12 protein-coding genes are annotated in these 14738 nt (G+C 54.7%); 4 read left to right on the top strand and 8 right to left on the bottom strand.

Annotation, left to right across the window (positions count from 1 at the left end; genetic code table 11):
- Positions 1–24: 24 nt before the first annotated feature.
- Both F4Y39_15545 and F4Y39_15540 read right to left on the bottom strand, forming a co-directional pair.
- Entirely contained in the window at positions 25–1203 is a 1179-nt protein-coding gene (locus tag F4Y39_15545) for an ATP-binding protein (protein ID MYC15135.1), read from the bottom strand.
- Between the two features lie 66 nt (positions 1204–1269).
- On the bottom strand, positions 1270–3009 hold the full coding sequence (locus tag F4Y39_15540) for a thiamine pyrophosphate-binding protein (GenBank protein MYC15134.1): 1740 nt from the start codon (positions 3007–3009) through the stop codon (positions 1270–1272).
- 183 nt (positions 3010–3192) lie between these two features.
- Here F4Y39_15540 and F4Y39_15535 point away from each other — a divergent pair, with 183 nt between their 5' ends.
- Positions 3193–4275 carry a mandelate racemase/muconate lactonizing enzyme family protein gene (locus F4Y39_15535; GenBank protein ID MYC15133.1) on the top strand — a complete coding sequence of 361 codons (1083 nt, stop codon included), beginning with the start codon at positions 3193–3195 and terminating at the stop codon, positions 4273–4275.
- Positions 4276–4282: 7 nt separating this feature from the next.
- Here F4Y39_15535 and F4Y39_15530 read toward each other — a convergent pair whose 3' ends face one another.
- The 4 genes from F4Y39_15530 to F4Y39_15515 are packed head-to-tail and all read right to left on the bottom strand — an operon-like array spanning position 4283 to position 7687.
- Entirely contained in the window at positions 4283–5092 is an 810-nt protein-coding gene (locus tag F4Y39_15530) for a sugar phosphate isomerase/epimerase (GenBank protein ID MYC15132.1), read from the bottom strand.
- A gap of 15 nt (positions 5093–5107) precedes the next feature.
- A complete protein-coding gene (locus tag F4Y39_15525) occupies positions 5108–5485 on the bottom strand; it encodes a VOC family protein (GenBank protein MYC15131.1) in 378 nt (125 codons plus the stop codon).
- A gap of 48 nt (positions 5486–5533) precedes the next feature.
- Positions 5534–6541, bottom strand: a complete 1008-nt coding sequence (locus F4Y39_15520; GenBank protein ID MYC15130.1) for a membrane dipeptidase — start codon at positions 6539–6541, stop codon at positions 5534–5536.
- A 15-nt stretch (positions 6542–6556) separates the two neighbouring features.
- Positions 6557–7687 carry a mandelate racemase/muconate lactonizing enzyme family protein gene (locus F4Y39_15515; GenBank protein ID MYC15129.1) on the bottom strand — a complete coding sequence of 377 codons (1131 nt, stop codon included), beginning with the start codon at positions 7685–7687 and terminating at the stop codon, positions 6557–6559.
- Between the two features lie 72 nt (positions 7688–7759).
- Here F4Y39_15515 and F4Y39_15510 point away from each other — a divergent pair, with 72 nt between their 5' ends.
- Both F4Y39_15510 and F4Y39_15505 read left to right on the top strand, forming a co-directional pair.
- Complete coding sequence (locus tag F4Y39_15510; protein ID MYC15128.1) at positions 7760–9637, top strand: hypothetical protein; 1878 nt, start codon at positions 7760–7762, stop codon at positions 9635–9637.
- A 29-nt stretch (positions 9638–9666) separates the two neighbouring features.
- Positions 9667–10896 (top strand): transglutaminase domain-containing protein, encoded by a 1230-nt coding sequence (locus tag F4Y39_15505; protein MYC15127.1) that lies wholly within the window; start codon positions 9667–9669, stop codon positions 10894–10896.
- On the opposite strand, the gene F4Y39_15500 is transcribed toward F4Y39_15505, so the two are convergent.
- On the bottom strand, positions 10889–11662 hold the full coding sequence (locus F4Y39_15500) for a phytanoyl-CoA dioxygenase family protein (protein MYC15126.1): 774 nt from the start codon (positions 11660–11662) through the stop codon (positions 10889–10891). The two genes, F4Y39_15505 and F4Y39_15500, sit on opposite strands and share 8 nt — an antisense overlap.
- A gap of 69 nt (positions 11663–11731) precedes the next feature.
- A complete protein-coding gene (locus F4Y39_15495) occupies positions 11732–12511 on the bottom strand; it encodes an NAD(P)-dependent oxidoreductase (protein MYC15125.1) in 780 nt (259 codons plus the stop codon).
- A 179-nt stretch (positions 12512–12690) separates the two neighbouring features.
- Between F4Y39_15495 and F4Y39_15490 the strand changes: the two genes are divergently transcribed.
- Positions 12691–14694 carry a hypothetical protein gene (locus F4Y39_15490; protein MYC15124.1) on the top strand — a complete coding sequence of 668 codons (2004 nt, stop codon included), beginning with the start codon at positions 12691–12693 and terminating at the stop codon, positions 14692–14694.
- The last annotated feature ends 44 nt before the right edge of the window (positions 14695–14738 follow it).

Genomic DNA, 14738 nt, shown 5'->3' with positions numbered 1-14738 from the left:
AAAACGCAATCGCGCACTGCGCGATCACAGTCTCTGAAGCTCAAACTGTTCGAGCATTTCATCCAGTCCGGACAACGGCACCACCTCACCATCTCGTCGAGATTCCCGGTCTGCACCTCCATAGACGACTACTTTGCCGGAAATTTGCGGCAGTACCTTTGTAATCCGGTTGAGTGCATTGAAATAGTCGGAGGCAATCGTAGCACCGGACTTGATCTCAATAGCACAGATACCATCACCATTCTCATACAAGAGATCGCACTCCAACCCCCGAGCATCCCGAAAAAAAGACAGATTGGACCGGTAGCCCCGATTGAAACGGTGCTTGAGGGTCTCCACAACAACCGCATTTTCGAACAGCACACCGCGGAGCGGATGGGTGGCAATCTGCCCGGCATGCTCAATACCTATGAGATAGCTCGCCAACCCAACATCGTAGAAGTACAGCTTGGGAGACTTGACCAGCCGCTTGCGAATATTGGCGTAAAACGGCGGAAGTTGAAAAACCACATAGCTCGCTTCCAGGACCGTCAGCCAGTGTCGCGCCGTAGTGTGAGAAACGCCAGCGTCTGCACCCAGCGCAGAGAGATTGGCCAATTGCCCCACGCGCCCGGCACACAAGCGAACGAAGCGACGAAAACTGGAAAGATTGCGAATCTCTCCAATCTGGCGCACATCGCGCTCGACGTAAGTCTCGAAATAGTCGCCAAGAGCTTGACGCGGCTCGAGTTTCTGATCGTGAATGCGGGGATAAAAACCAGAGTACAAAATATCATCTAAGCTTTCGCTCGCGCCAGTTCCTCGGCGTTCTGCAAGTGAGAACGGCAACAGGCGAAGCAGTGCTGTGCGCCCTGCCAGGGACTGGTTAATGGCATCGGAGAGCCTGAACTGCTCGCTGCCCGTGAGCACGAAAAGGCTATTTCTGCGCTGTTCGTCGGCATAGACCTGCAAATAGGACAAAAGCTCTGGCACGCGCTGGATCTCGTCCAAAATGGCACCCTCGCCGATATGAGAGAGAAAGCCTCTGGGATCGGACTCGGCAAATTCCCGCTGATCGGGAGCTTCCAGGTTGACATACTTCAGATGCGGAAAAGCTACACGACAAAGGGTCGTCTTGCCGGACTGACGGGGTCCAGTCACAGTGACAAACGGATATTTTTCGAAAAGTTCGACCAGACAGGGTGTAATCTCGCGCTTAATCATAGCACCTAAAATAACCGACGATGTGACAATATGCAACTTAAACTTTCAAATTTACCCCATTACCCATTACGCTGCGCTGGCCTTACTCCGAATCTCTGTGAGATGAAAAGGCGTTGCCGCCCGTCCGCCCTCGGGCAGCCCAAGGGGCAATTTCACATCCAGCAAAAAGGGTCGCTCTTCGCCCTCCACCACATCCAATCCCCGCGCAATAGCACCATCCAGATCCGACTCTTCACCGACCTGCATCCCCTCCACACCAAACCCCTCTGCAATTTTCACCGGATCAATCCCATCCAGAACCACGCCCGGATATTCTCCCGTCTCCTTCATCACACCGCCCGCCCGCTCAAAATTAGTCGCCACAATCCCATAAGACCGATTATTTGGAATCACAAAAAGCACTGGAATCTGGTGGTGGGCAGCAGTCCAAAGCCCGGAATCGGCATAATACATCGACCCATCGCCCACCAGCCCAACCACGGGCTTGTGCGGCACCGCCAGTTTCAACCCAATCGTACCACCAATCCCATAACCCTCCGATCCCCCAGCCGCCCGGACATAGGCATTGCGCCCCGCGCCATACGCATCTCCTCGACTATCTATTGGCAAAGCGTATTGCTCGACCATCATCAAACCACCACCCAACCTCTCCAGCCCCCTATCAATTGCATCCACCAGCACATAGGGTCTCACTTGCCCGGCCTCCTGTGCCACGCGCTTTGCCGCTGCTTTTCGCTTTGCGTGGAGTGAAGCAGCGTGCATCTCGGCGCGGGCGAGACGCTCGGCAAAAGACACCTGAGGCGAAGCGCGCTCAATACATTCAAGCGTCCTGAACTCATCTGCCAAAATCGCGAGATCCAATCCCGGAAGATTCGTAAAATTCTCGACATCTGGCCCAATCCCAATCAGGCGTTGCGCCCCCGACAACGCATCGAAATCCTGGAGTTTTCCGCGACCATTGTGACGCACGCCAATGCAGACAATCAGATCGGGTGACACCTCGGCAATAGCCTCTGCGATCCGCCCGCAGTGCAGGCTGTGGCTTTGCGGAGTCCTGCGCATCTCCGTCCATGTACCCGCAATCGGGCAGCCATACTGCTCGGCCAACGCCATAACCCGCGCCTCTGCCCCGCTCTTCCAAATACCGTCCCCAACATAAAACAGCGGCCGTTGGGCATCGGACAACGCGCGAATAACGGCTTCGACATCCTCATCTGCCGGATAACCCGCCCGCACAGACTGAATCTCCCCCTCAATAATCTCTGTACTCACCATATCATTTCCGAGCAACCGATCGTAAACAGCGAGATGAACCGGACCGACCGGCGGTGTTTTGGCAACCCGCAGTGCGCGCTCAATCGCCTGCGGCAAGCCATCCGATTCAATCACCGTCCAGCTCGCCTTGGTAAAAGGCTCTGCAATCGAAGTCGGCCCCACATTATGCGTCAAATCCAGACCCACCCTGTCTCCATAACTCCCCGTATCCCCCGCAAACGTGAGCACCACCACGGGCAGGCTTCCACTCCAGACATTGATCAACTGTCCCAAGCACTGTGCCAACCCGGCACCCAGATGGACGACCATCACAGCCGGATCGAGATTCCCCTGCGTATATCCCCCTGCCATCGCGGCCACACTACCCTCGTGAAGTGCCAGAATACCGTGAACATTGGGATTTATGTGGAGCGCGTCAAAAAAGAGAGCCTCCCGAGACCCAGAATTATTGAACACATACTGCACGCCCAGCGCGGCGAGTTGCTCGACGATAATTTCGGATGGGGTTGCTGTAATAGATCTCTTTTTCATACCCCTGACCTCCTTGGCAATTTGTCCTCAAAAAAATCCATTGTGAAGTATGATAACCTCGCACCCAGAACAGCACAAGCAATACCAGAACAGGTGAGATTTCCATTGTCGCGCTCGGGATGCACTTTATATTGCTGCGGCAAAACCACCATATCTTCAGAGTTTTATTAACAGGAGACCACAATGAAAATCACAGATATCAAAATGACAGTTGTAAAACAACACCTGGAGAAACCATTCTGGAACTCGATTGTCACCACGCGCTCCAAGTCCCGCGCCAGATTGGAGATCTATACAAATGAGGACCTCACAGGCATGACCATGTGTTCGGGATCCGTGCGGACAAAACTGAACACCCTAAAAGAAAAATTGATCGGCGAAGATCCCATGCGAATCGCGTATTTGTGGGAAAAACTATTCATGGGCGGCACGCGCAAACCCATAGCCAAAGGCGAATACATCAACGCAATCAGCGCAGCCGACAACGCCCTCTGGGACTTAAAAGGCAAAGCATTCAATCAACCCGTGTGGAAATTGCTCGGCGGCGTACAAAACAAACTGTGGGCCTATGCCGCAGGTGGATATTACGAAGAGGGCAAAGGAATACCAGAACTCTGCGAAGAAATGACAACCTATGTAAGCCAGGGGTTTCAAGCAGTAAAAATGAAAGTGGGATGGCCCGGCATCACATTGAAAGAAGACGCAGAACGAGTGCATGCCGTACGCAAAGCCATAGGCGACGACATCGCCCTGATGATCGACGCGAACAATGCCTGGGACGCGCATACCGCAATTCGATTTGGACGCATGATCGAAGCCTACGACCCCTACTGGTATGAAGAACCCGTGCGCCCGGATGATCTCGAAGGCTCGGCACTCGTCGCCGAGGCACTGGACTATCCGGTTGCCAGTGGAGAAAACGAAGCCACGCGCTGGGGATTTCGCGACCTGATCGAACGCGGCGGTGTACGCATCGTCCAGGCCGATCCAAACAACTGTGGCGGAATCAGTGAATGGATGAAAATTGCGGCCATGGCCAGCGCCCATCACCTGCAAATGGCCCCGCATGGGCAGGGAGCCCTGGGTTGCGTCTTAGTCGCCGCAGTAGATAATGGACTGGTAGTGGAAAATTACCTGCGAAACTTCAGCACAGATATGGTAGGCGATTTAGAATTTAAAGACGGACATGTCATTATGAACGACGCGCCCGGCCTCGGCATTGAATGGAATGAAGACCTGATCGAAAGATATGGAGAAAAGTATTAAAGAATATTCAATCCCCACCTGCAATCACCGCCCGCAGGTGGGCAACCGCCAGTCGGATCACCTCTGTATCGTCGCACGCATTCAAATCCTTGCCTTCAAAGACCACCGAAACCGTGCCGTTGAAGTCCACATTCTTCAGAATCTGAATAATCCGCGGATAATCCAGCCACGCCTCCTCCCCCGTATCGATCTTGTAAAACTTGGCCCGAACGTGGGACGTATATGGCGCCGTCTGTTCCATAAACGCATAGATATCCACCTCTGGATCCGGCACTCCATGGTTCCGCGCGGGCGATCCGACCCACTGTCCAGTATCCATAATAAGCGTAAAATTGTCCCGATCTGTCTGTTCCAGAATCCGCAGCACATCTTCCCCTGTAGAAGGATGGTTCTGCAGCCCTACAGCAATCCCCTTCTCTGCGGCATAATCGGCCGCATCCTGAAAACACCGGATTTCCCGCCTCTGCGCTTCGGCATCTTCCAGCGGAGGCCCACAAAACAGCCGGATCATGGGCGCACCTATAAACGCCGCCGTATCCACATCTGCTCTCGCCTGGACCAGTTTCTCAGCCAGATCCGCATCAGACCCCACAAAATGCCCACCCGAAGCCAGGTACCCGATTGACAGCCCGTACCGGAGACATTGCATCTTCACCTCGAGCAAGTACGCCGGTTGCTTCGATTGGAATCCGCGCCCGCTGTGGAAATCGATCACATCCAGCTTCAATTGGTACGCCAGTTGGATATAGCTTTCCACACTCTCCAGGCGCGGCGGATCATCATTCCCGAACATCGAAGAATACACACCCACTTTCATAGCAAACCTCTCAATTCAGATGTGATCGGATTCGCGCCGAAACAATTGCAGGAGCACATCATTCGGCCCCTTGAAAAAACTCAGCCGGATGTCGGCTCCTTCGGCGTCGAAAGGCTCCACGGCAATATCCACGCCCTTGTCCTCGAGTTCCCGGGCGCTGTCGTCAACGCTATCGACCTTAAAGGATATGTGGTGAAAGCCCACTTCTGCGTCCATGGTCTTTTGGGGCATCAGTTCCAGAATGATATCTCCGGCCTGCAAAAAGACGAAATCCTCGTCATCCTCGTTGTGAAAGCGCTCAATTTCCACCAGGCCCAGAGTCCGGGTATAAAATCGCACGGCGCCTTCGATATCGTCGCTGACCAGGGCAATTTTGTGGATATTGTCGATCATGTCCTTCTCCTGTTATTAGAATCGAAAAACCCTCGATCTTATGCTACTTCAAACATTCCACACCCGCTCGAACAGATTCATCCAATTTCCACCCAAAAGTTTGGTGATATCCTCGGCACTGTACCCGCGATTGACGAGTGCCTCAGCCAGATTGGGAAACTCTGCCGGGCTATCAATCCCCTTTGGTTGAAAGCTCAGTTCGGTATATGGCACCGAGCCATCGGCAAAAGTCGAGGGAAACTTCGTACCCTGCTGCGAACCGATATAATGCCAGAACTCGAGCGGCTGATCGTGTGTGGAATCCGTCCCAATAGCCACATGATCAACACCGACCCGCTCCACCATATCGTCGATAGCATCGACGAAATCCTCGACAGTCGAATCGAATCCTTTGGGAAGAAAATGGGCATAAGATGTGGCACCCACAACGCCCCCCTTTTCGGCCAGAAGCTTGAGCGCATCCTCTTCCTTATTCCGCGGATGATTGCAAAAACTGCGCGCATTGGCATGGGTAATGGCGACTGGCTGCTCGGACATCTCAATAGCGTCCATCGTCGTTTTCGGACCGACATGCGACAGGTCAATAACAATACCGAGCCGGTTCATTTCGCGCACCGCATCCACGCCAAAATTACTCAGACCGCCATCGGTTCGCTCCCAGCAACCGCTACCCAGCAAATTGGTCTCGTGATAGGTCAGTTGAATCACCCGCACGCCGAGAGCGAGAAACAGCCCCAGGCGATCCAGTTCGTTTTCTATGGGCGAGGCATTCTGAAAACTGAGAATAATCCCAGTCTTCCCCTGCTCTTTGGCGGCATAAATATCAGCCGTCTCTTTCACCTGCAAAATGTCATCGCGCTCGCGAAAGCGCCGCATCCACACCGATAGATGCGCCATCGTCTGCAAAAAATTTTCCCACGTAGCCACCGTGGCATTGATAGCGGTGATATTGCCAGCTCGCAAACGCCTGAACACCGCATCGCTCTCCCAGTTGCTAATGCTCAGGCCATCTATCACAATCGCCTCGTCGTAGATCTTCCTCGCATCCGTATTCATCAGCCTGCTCCTCTATCAATAATCTGACACCGCCCCATCCCGGAGCCTCGCATTCGGCCACTCGAATGGACGCGCTGGACTCTTACCCACTTCAATTGCGCGCGCTTCATTGACCTCAACGCCCAGCCCGGGTCCCTCGGGCAAAGAAACATAACCTTCGTCATCCATTTCCCAGGTCTTAATCGCCACATCTTCGGGAAGCACACCCGCGTACCCCTCGTGAATCAAAAACATCGGCACCGACGCCGCCACATGCAGGCTCGCCGTCAAACCCAGGTGAGACATCGTGCAATGCGGTGCAATGGGAACAAAATGCGCTTCGGCGAGCGCAGCCACCTTCTTCATCTGGGTAATCCCCCCACCGTGACCGCAATCCGGCTGAAGCACATCAATCACCTGCGCCTCCAAAATCTCCCGCACCTCCCAGATCGTTCGATCCCGCTCACCCGTCGCAAGGGGCACCGGCACCATCTCGCGAACCTTCTTCATATTCTCTATATTTCCCGGCACCCACGCCTCTTCCAAAAACAGCAAATCATCGGACTTCAAATAGCCCGCAAACTGCCTGACCAGAGGTGGTGGCAAACAGCTATGTGCATCGAACATCACGGCACCGTCGTGTCCCACCTTCTCCCTCGCATCTTTAATCTTCTGAACAATTGCCTCAATCTCGGCAGGCGTACCCGCAAAATACTGGGCACCACCCGGCCCGGTCTTAATCGCCTTTGGACTTGGATACATCCATATCTTATCCCGACACGGACCACCCAACAGGCGATACACCGGAACCCCGTGCAGCTTGCCACAGATATCCCACAGCGCCATATCAATTGCGGAAATCGTGTGAACCATCAAACCGCCGTTGCGGATATTGCGATGTGCGCGGAACATCCGCTGCCAGAGATGTTCCGTACGCGTGGGATTCTCTCCAATAATCAACTCGGAAAGCGACTCTGCAAGCGCGCAGGTCACCCTTGTCTCCATATTATTGATCTCACCCCAACCCGTAATCCCGACATTCGTCTCGATCTTGACATATCCCTTCACGCCAATCGGTATCGCAGTCAACCCCGTAACGCGAATACGCGATGCTCTGTCTTCGTGATCATTGCTCATACATACCTCCCGTAGAAGTGTAACGCACATACTGGTCGAACAGCTTGACCAAACAGAGTGTAATTTAGCGTTTGATAAAAAATATGGTATCTTTATTTTACCATGCCAACGACACGCGAGCAGAAAGCATCAAACTTTACCCCGAAAGACAGTAAAATGACCTGTGCAATACTCACTGCAAAAACGCGCCAACAACCACCCGACTGGGCTGTGCGCCAGCGCCAACTAATAGCGATAATGGACCGCGCTGCCCACCCTTTTGTCGAACACAGCACCCGCCCGGACGGCACCCTGATCCAGCGCACGGTTTGGACGAGCATGGACGGCACAGACAACGGCTATGAGGCCTTCCTCTCATTCCCCCTCTTCTATCTGCTGGGCGGTGGCGATCACATCCACAGGATCGCCCGCAAAGAGTGGGACGCCATCACCTATCAATACGCCAACTACGGCACAGTGGATCGGGAATTCGTCACAGGCTTCGACTGGTTCCACCACTCCGAGAGCTATACCTACATCTACTATCTGGCCATGGCCGACCCCAAAAACCACATTGACCGCACCCGCGCCCTGCGCTATGCCGCCATGTACACTGGCGAGGATCCGCTGGCACCCAACTGGGATACCCAGCACTGCATGATCCGCTCGCCCCTCAACGGCAGCAAAGGACCTCGCTTTGTAACCACCCGGACCGATTGGGAATACCACCGCCCCATTCTCTCCGGGTACCTCGCTCCGTATGAAGACATAGAAGGTGCTGACCGTTCTGACCCGCTCTTCAAAGTCGATTGGACCGACGACCGGGTCTTCGCCCGGGTACTCGACCAGATCAATCAACGCATGACCCGCGGCGACGTGCCCCTCAACCTGAGTGCCACCAGCCTGATTACCAACGCGTACCTCTACACAGGCGAAGACAAGTACCGGCAGTGGGTACTGGATTATTTGCAAGCCTGGGAAGCTCGCTGCGCCGCCAATGATGGCATCATGCCCGACAATATCGGTCCCAACGGCATCATCGGCGAGTTGATGGACGGCAAGTGGTGGGGCGGGTACTACGGCTGGCGCTGGCCGCATGGCGCGCGCAATATTGTCGAGCCGTCCCTCGTGGCTGGCAGTTGCGCCCTGCTCATGACCGGCGACATGTCGCATCTGGACCTGGCCCGCTCACAACTCGATATGCTCTGGGAAAACCGGCGCGAAGAGAACGGCCAATTCCGGGTACCGGCACGGCGCGGTGACCGCGGCTGGTTCGACTTCCGCCCCCCCGATCCCCATTTGTACATCCACCTGTACTACCTGAGCCAGAGCGCCGAGGACCTGGCCCGTCTCGATGAGATCTTCCCGGGGCGCGAAGGCTTTGTGGGCCTGCCACCCGACTGGGGCGCTGCCAAGGCCGGTATCTGCCCCCCAAAAGCCTGGTTCGCCTTTACCGAAGGCAAAAATCCCGCCTACCTCGACCAGGTCTTCGACTCGACCTATTCCAGCATCTGCCGCAGCCTGGAGCGTTTGGAAAGCGATGACAGCGACCCGGAAACGCGCGAATGCTACCACTTCCAGAAACTCAATCCAGTGCTACCCGAAGCCCTCATCCAAATGGCCATGGGCACGCCTGCGGCCATATACAACGGCGGCATGCTACAGGCCCACCTGCGCTATTTTGACCCGCAACGCCACCGCCCGGGACTGCCCGAACACATCGCGGCTCTGGTTGACCGGGTCAGCGCCGACCAGGTCAGTGTATCGCTGGTAAATACCGATCCGGTGGAGAGCCGAGCCGTACTGCTCCAGGCCGGTTCCTTTGGCGAGCACTGCTTTACCCAGGCCCGCCTCGAAACCCGTGAAGACGCGGACCAGTCCGTCGAAGTGAACGGCAAATATCTCCAGGTACATCTGGGTGCAGGTGCTCAGGCACGCCTGCACCTGGGACTGAAGCGCTTTGCCTTCCAGCCCTCCTATGCTCTCCCGCCTTTTAAGTGATCTACAGCCTGTTTTTCTGAGATATTCACATGAGCCGATTATACTACAGCGAAGAGGGACGAGTGATGCCGTCTCTCTGCGAAGAATTAACGATCTTTCGGCGGGCGCGCAAAACGCTCATCTTGCCCACGACGAATGCGCCGGGGGTGGTTTATATTCTCGCCCGCCCCTATCCGGAAAACAACGCACCCTTGCGGGTGGCGGTGAATGGTACGGAAGTTGCCGCGCTAAAACCAATGCGACCCGGATCCTATTCATGGTATGAAATATCGGTGTCAGAACTGAAAGAAGGCGAGAACACCTTTGAACTGTGGACCGACCACACGGCAATGGCAGGCTGGTCACTTGCAATGGAAGCGGGACATCCCGCGCCGGATAGCGCGGTAAGCGATGATGGCGGGCAGACCTGGCGCAGCGAGCGAATGGGATATTTGAACGCAGTCCTGGGTGAATACGTCATTCGGGTCAGATTGGCTGAAGGAGAAGATCCCCCACCGCCCCCTATGATATGGGAAAACGCGGATTCACCCAGATTTGAATCCCTGAGACAAATACTGCCGCCTGCTGCACGCGATGAAGGACCGCTAATCAAACGAGTACGCGCACTATCGGCCTGGCTGGCATCCAGTTGGGAACACACCAGTTCGGCAAGAGCAGAACAGTACGCGCCGTGGGATGCCGAAACCCTGTTGGCCTGGGCTCCGGGACAGATTGGACACAATGGAAAACGGCCAGTGGCAATGTGTGTACACTACGCAGCGGCATTTGTGAGTTGCGCGCAAGCTATCGGCATTCCAGCCCGATGTGCGGTCTTGACAGAAGCGGTGAACAGCTTCAACGGACATTTTGTAGCGGAAGTCTGGTTCGATCACCTACGCAAGTGGGTAGTGGTAGATCCGAATACCGACGCGCTATTTATAGAAAACTGGATACCAATGTCAATGGGAGAAATACAGGTCGCGGGGAAGAATCTAAAAACACATATCGAATACGGGCGGGGTACAGAATTCCAGCGCACCTTTCCTCACATCGTGGAATTTATGCGGGAAAATTTGGAAAAGGGAGTTTGTTTTCAACACCGGAGCGTCTGGTTCAGAAGCGACTTACTGGGACACCCCGAGTTTTCACCACCAGCGCACGGATCGCTGAGCTATTGCGAAACCGGCCTGGTGTGGGAACAGCGAGACAGGGAAACGGGATTCGGAATGTTTCCCCATTTTGGAAATGAGGACTATTTCAACGCAGCACCTGTCAGGTAGAGCCCGGAGCGATCACATTGGGCCGACTGCCAACCGCCGGGGCACCCATAATCCGTCGTTGCTGTGGCGTGGGTTCGAAATAGTTCGCCGGGTCGTAGGACGCCTGATGGTTGGCCATGTGTCCCGGATTGAATTTGTAGAGAAAAGCACGCCGTTCGTGGGTACCGCGCCAACCCTTCGTTCCGTGGGTCAACGCCTCGGTAAAAATGACCGCATCGCCTGCATCCACCTCGGGCTGTACCACATAGGGCGGCACCCTCTTCAGCGTACGCACATCCTCTGGCAAATTCTGAGGAAAATTGCCCTTGTGGCTACCCGGAATACATACAAACCCACCATCTCCTGCCCTGGCTGGAGCCAGCATAAAAGTCACGACAGTTAGACCCGTCCGCACCTGCCCATCCAGATAGTGGAAGTACCGATGCGTACCCAGTTCCGGCAGACCGTGCAGATTCCCGCTGTCGCTACCAGCGTTCATAAACATGGCATAATCGTGGTCAATGCGGAATTTGGGACCGAGAAACTCCGCCAGAATCGGCACAATTCTCGAGTGATCAAGCAACCGCTGGCAAGCTGGATCCCAACGAGAAACATAGCGGACATTGCGAATACCGCGGCGCCCCTTGGAATCGTTGCCATCCGAGTAATCCCTGGGATACACCCGATCCGAAACCTCGTTCAGTTCATCTACCTCCTCCTGCGTCAGCACGCCGCGGAGCACCAGATAGCCCTGCAAATCGAACAAGTATCTCTCTTCGTCAGTCACTCGATTCCTCCTATTACGAATCTACTAATCGAAGCTTGTAGTGATTGTGGGTAGGGGAGCGGGGTTCGTCTATTCGTCTATTCGTGCTTTTTTATACTTCGCCCGGTATTCTGGCAAAGAACCATCGTCCTCTGGCTCGAACCCTATCAACTCCCGCGCATTGGACAAATCCCACTTCTCCTCACCACCTCGAGACACCCCGTAGAAAATCTCAAACTTCAAATCTTCTACCTCAATACACCGCCAGGTCATCTGAGCGATATCCCGAGGACTAAACCAGCGGGACTGTCCCGGCTCATAATCCCGCCCCGGTTCATCCAGCCCGTTGAAATTGGCAATCCGCAAACAGAACACCCGGATCCCGTACTGATCGGCGTAAAACCGTCCCAGAGCCTCTCCAAACGCCTTGCCAGCCCCGTAAATCCCATCCGGACGCACGGGTTTGTCCGGCATCGAACGAATGCCCTCCTTCTCGTTCATACCAGTCACATGATTCGTACTCGCATAGACCACCGTTGGCACCCGATTAATCCGCGCTGCCTCGTAGATATTGTACGTCCCCTTCATATCCACATCAAACGTCACCTGTGCCCTCTGTGCATTCGGCATCCCCTGCCAGGTTCTGAAAAGAGCCAAATGGGCAATTGCATCCACCCCGGCGGTAGCCTCCACCATAGCCTCAAAATTGGAAATATCCGAAACCACCACCTCGTCCTTCTCATCCACATCGTCCGGAATCTGAGAATGAAACATCAACCGAAAATCGTACCGGTGTCGCAGATGTTTTCGCAGCGCCGTCCCAATCTTGCCCGCTGCCCCTGTAATCAACAACTTCTTGCGTTCTGCCATATCGAATAATCCTTCTCAAATTAGTATTAAAAACCAGTATCGCCCTCATCTCCTAAAGTCGCGATCCCAGAAAAATAAATCAAGCAGAAACCAAATCGGAAGCAATCATTTTTTGATTGCCCCGGGGGTTACATCCCACTTTCTTGTTCCCGGAACTTCTTCCTCGAAAGGTGATCACCATGAACATACAAAGACATCCCGACCACGCAAAAGTACAGGCTCAATACGTGACCTACCTGCGGGAAAAACTCGCAGCACTCCCCGAACAGCGGATCAGCGACGCCTTCCCCCGCACCCGGGAAGAATGGGAAACTCACACCGCCAAACTGCGCCCCATCCTCCGCGCAATCTTCGACTTCCCCGAAACCAGCAGCCCCCTCTGTCCCCGCACAGTCGGGAAAATCGAAAGAGACGACTTCACCATCGAAAAAGTCATCTACGACGCCGAACCGGGATCCTCTGTACCCGCCCACCTCTTCCTGCCAAAAGGCGTAACCTTTCCGGTCCCGGCCCTCATCTTTCCCAGCGGACACGGCGGAAGCAAAAGCGCGTTCTACAACCACTACGCGGGCCAGATCTACGCCAAAGCGGGCATCATCTGCCTGATCCCCGACCCTGTGGGCGAAGAAGAACGGGACGAAGAAAACCGCCCGGGAATACGCGGTCACCGTCTGGACTTCAGGATCGATCGGTGCTTTGAAGTGGGCCGCTCCGTCATCGGCAAAATGACCTACGACATCACCCGCGGCATCGACTACCTCTGCATCCGTCCCGAAGTAGATACCGATCGAATCGGCTGTGTGGGCCACTCTCTCGGCTGCACCATCACCATGAACGTCCTCTGCACGGACGACCGCCTGGCCCTCAGCCTGCCCGCCTCCTGGGTAACCCATTTTGACTACATCGTCGGCGACCTGAGTTGCGAATGGCGTCCCTATCGCCTCAAGCACCATGTCGATATGCCGGAACAAATCGCGATGGGTGCCCCCCGATGTGCCACACTCATCCTCGCCGGAGAATGGGACTATCCTCCCCATGCGTATCGTGGACTACTGGAAACCTGCCAACAAGTACAACGGGTCTATGACATTTGCGACGCTGCAGACCGGTTCGACATCGACATCACCCCTAAAGGCGGCCACCGGCCTTACTTCCTCAACAAACCCGCCTTCGCCTGGGTAGAAAAGCATCTGGGCATGCCGAAATTCGACGCAGAAGCAGTACAACGCCTGCCAGAAGTCTATCTGGGAGACTGGACAGATACAAACGAAATCGATATTGAATCAGGTTATAAGAGCCACAAGCACTATGCTGGAACCGCGGTCGTCGATATAGATGTGGCACCAGTACCGACCGACGAACTCGCCTGCTTGCCGCCGAAAGGCTATGAAGCACCGGAGTTCGCGATGCGGGGCTGGATGGCATCCATCTTGAAAGGATTACCGCCCGAGTTGGAAATACCGCAGGAACTGGAAAATTGGAAACGCGAGCAGATAGCCCTCCGGGACACAGTGGCAAAAATCCTCGCAGTACCCGAAAACAGACCGCGCATCTCACCCGAAACCATCCGAACATTCGAAGAAGATGAATTCACTGGAGAAGAAATTCGCTACGGCGCCCTCGGCCTCTCATCCTTTCTATTGACGCCAAAGGATGCATCAAAAAATACAGCCCTCTATCTCCACCAGAGCCGTACCAAACAGGGCGCTCTGCAAACAGGTGAAGTGCGGCACCTGATAGCTTCTGGCACAACCGTCCTGGCCCTCGATAGCGTCGGCATGGACGACAGCGGCATGCTACTGGGAGAACCATCGACAACAACCAACGTACAGCACGTAATCGAAGCACTGGACCTCCTGAAACAGAGGGGTATTCATCAGGCAGCGTGCTATGGATACATCGATGACATCGCCCTGTACGCGGCGATCCTGGACAACCGAATATCCGAAATTATCCTCGGTTCCAGAGGGGGAATTGAGCCACACCACCAGCAGCGCTACCGGCAGGAAGGCGTCGTACCCTACATCTCTCGACATATCGGGCGACCGGGACTCCTCTCACTCCTTGCCCCCCGGCCACTCACCGTAAAAATTGTAGAAAGAGAATTGGATCAGGTACAGAAAATCTATAGCTTGTATGGCGCAGAAAACAGACTCAGAAGCTATTTTAAAATTAATACCTGATGTTAGGCATGTCCGGCGTTTTGTCATGCTGAGCGTAGCCGAAG

Source organism: Gemmatimonadota bacterium, from assembly GCA_009838845.1.
Taxonomy (GTDB): Bacteria; Latescibacterota; UBA2968; order UBA2968; family UBA2968; genus VXRD01.
Note: the sequence above shows the minus strand (reverse complement) of the source record. Positions and strands in the feature narration are given on the sequence as shown.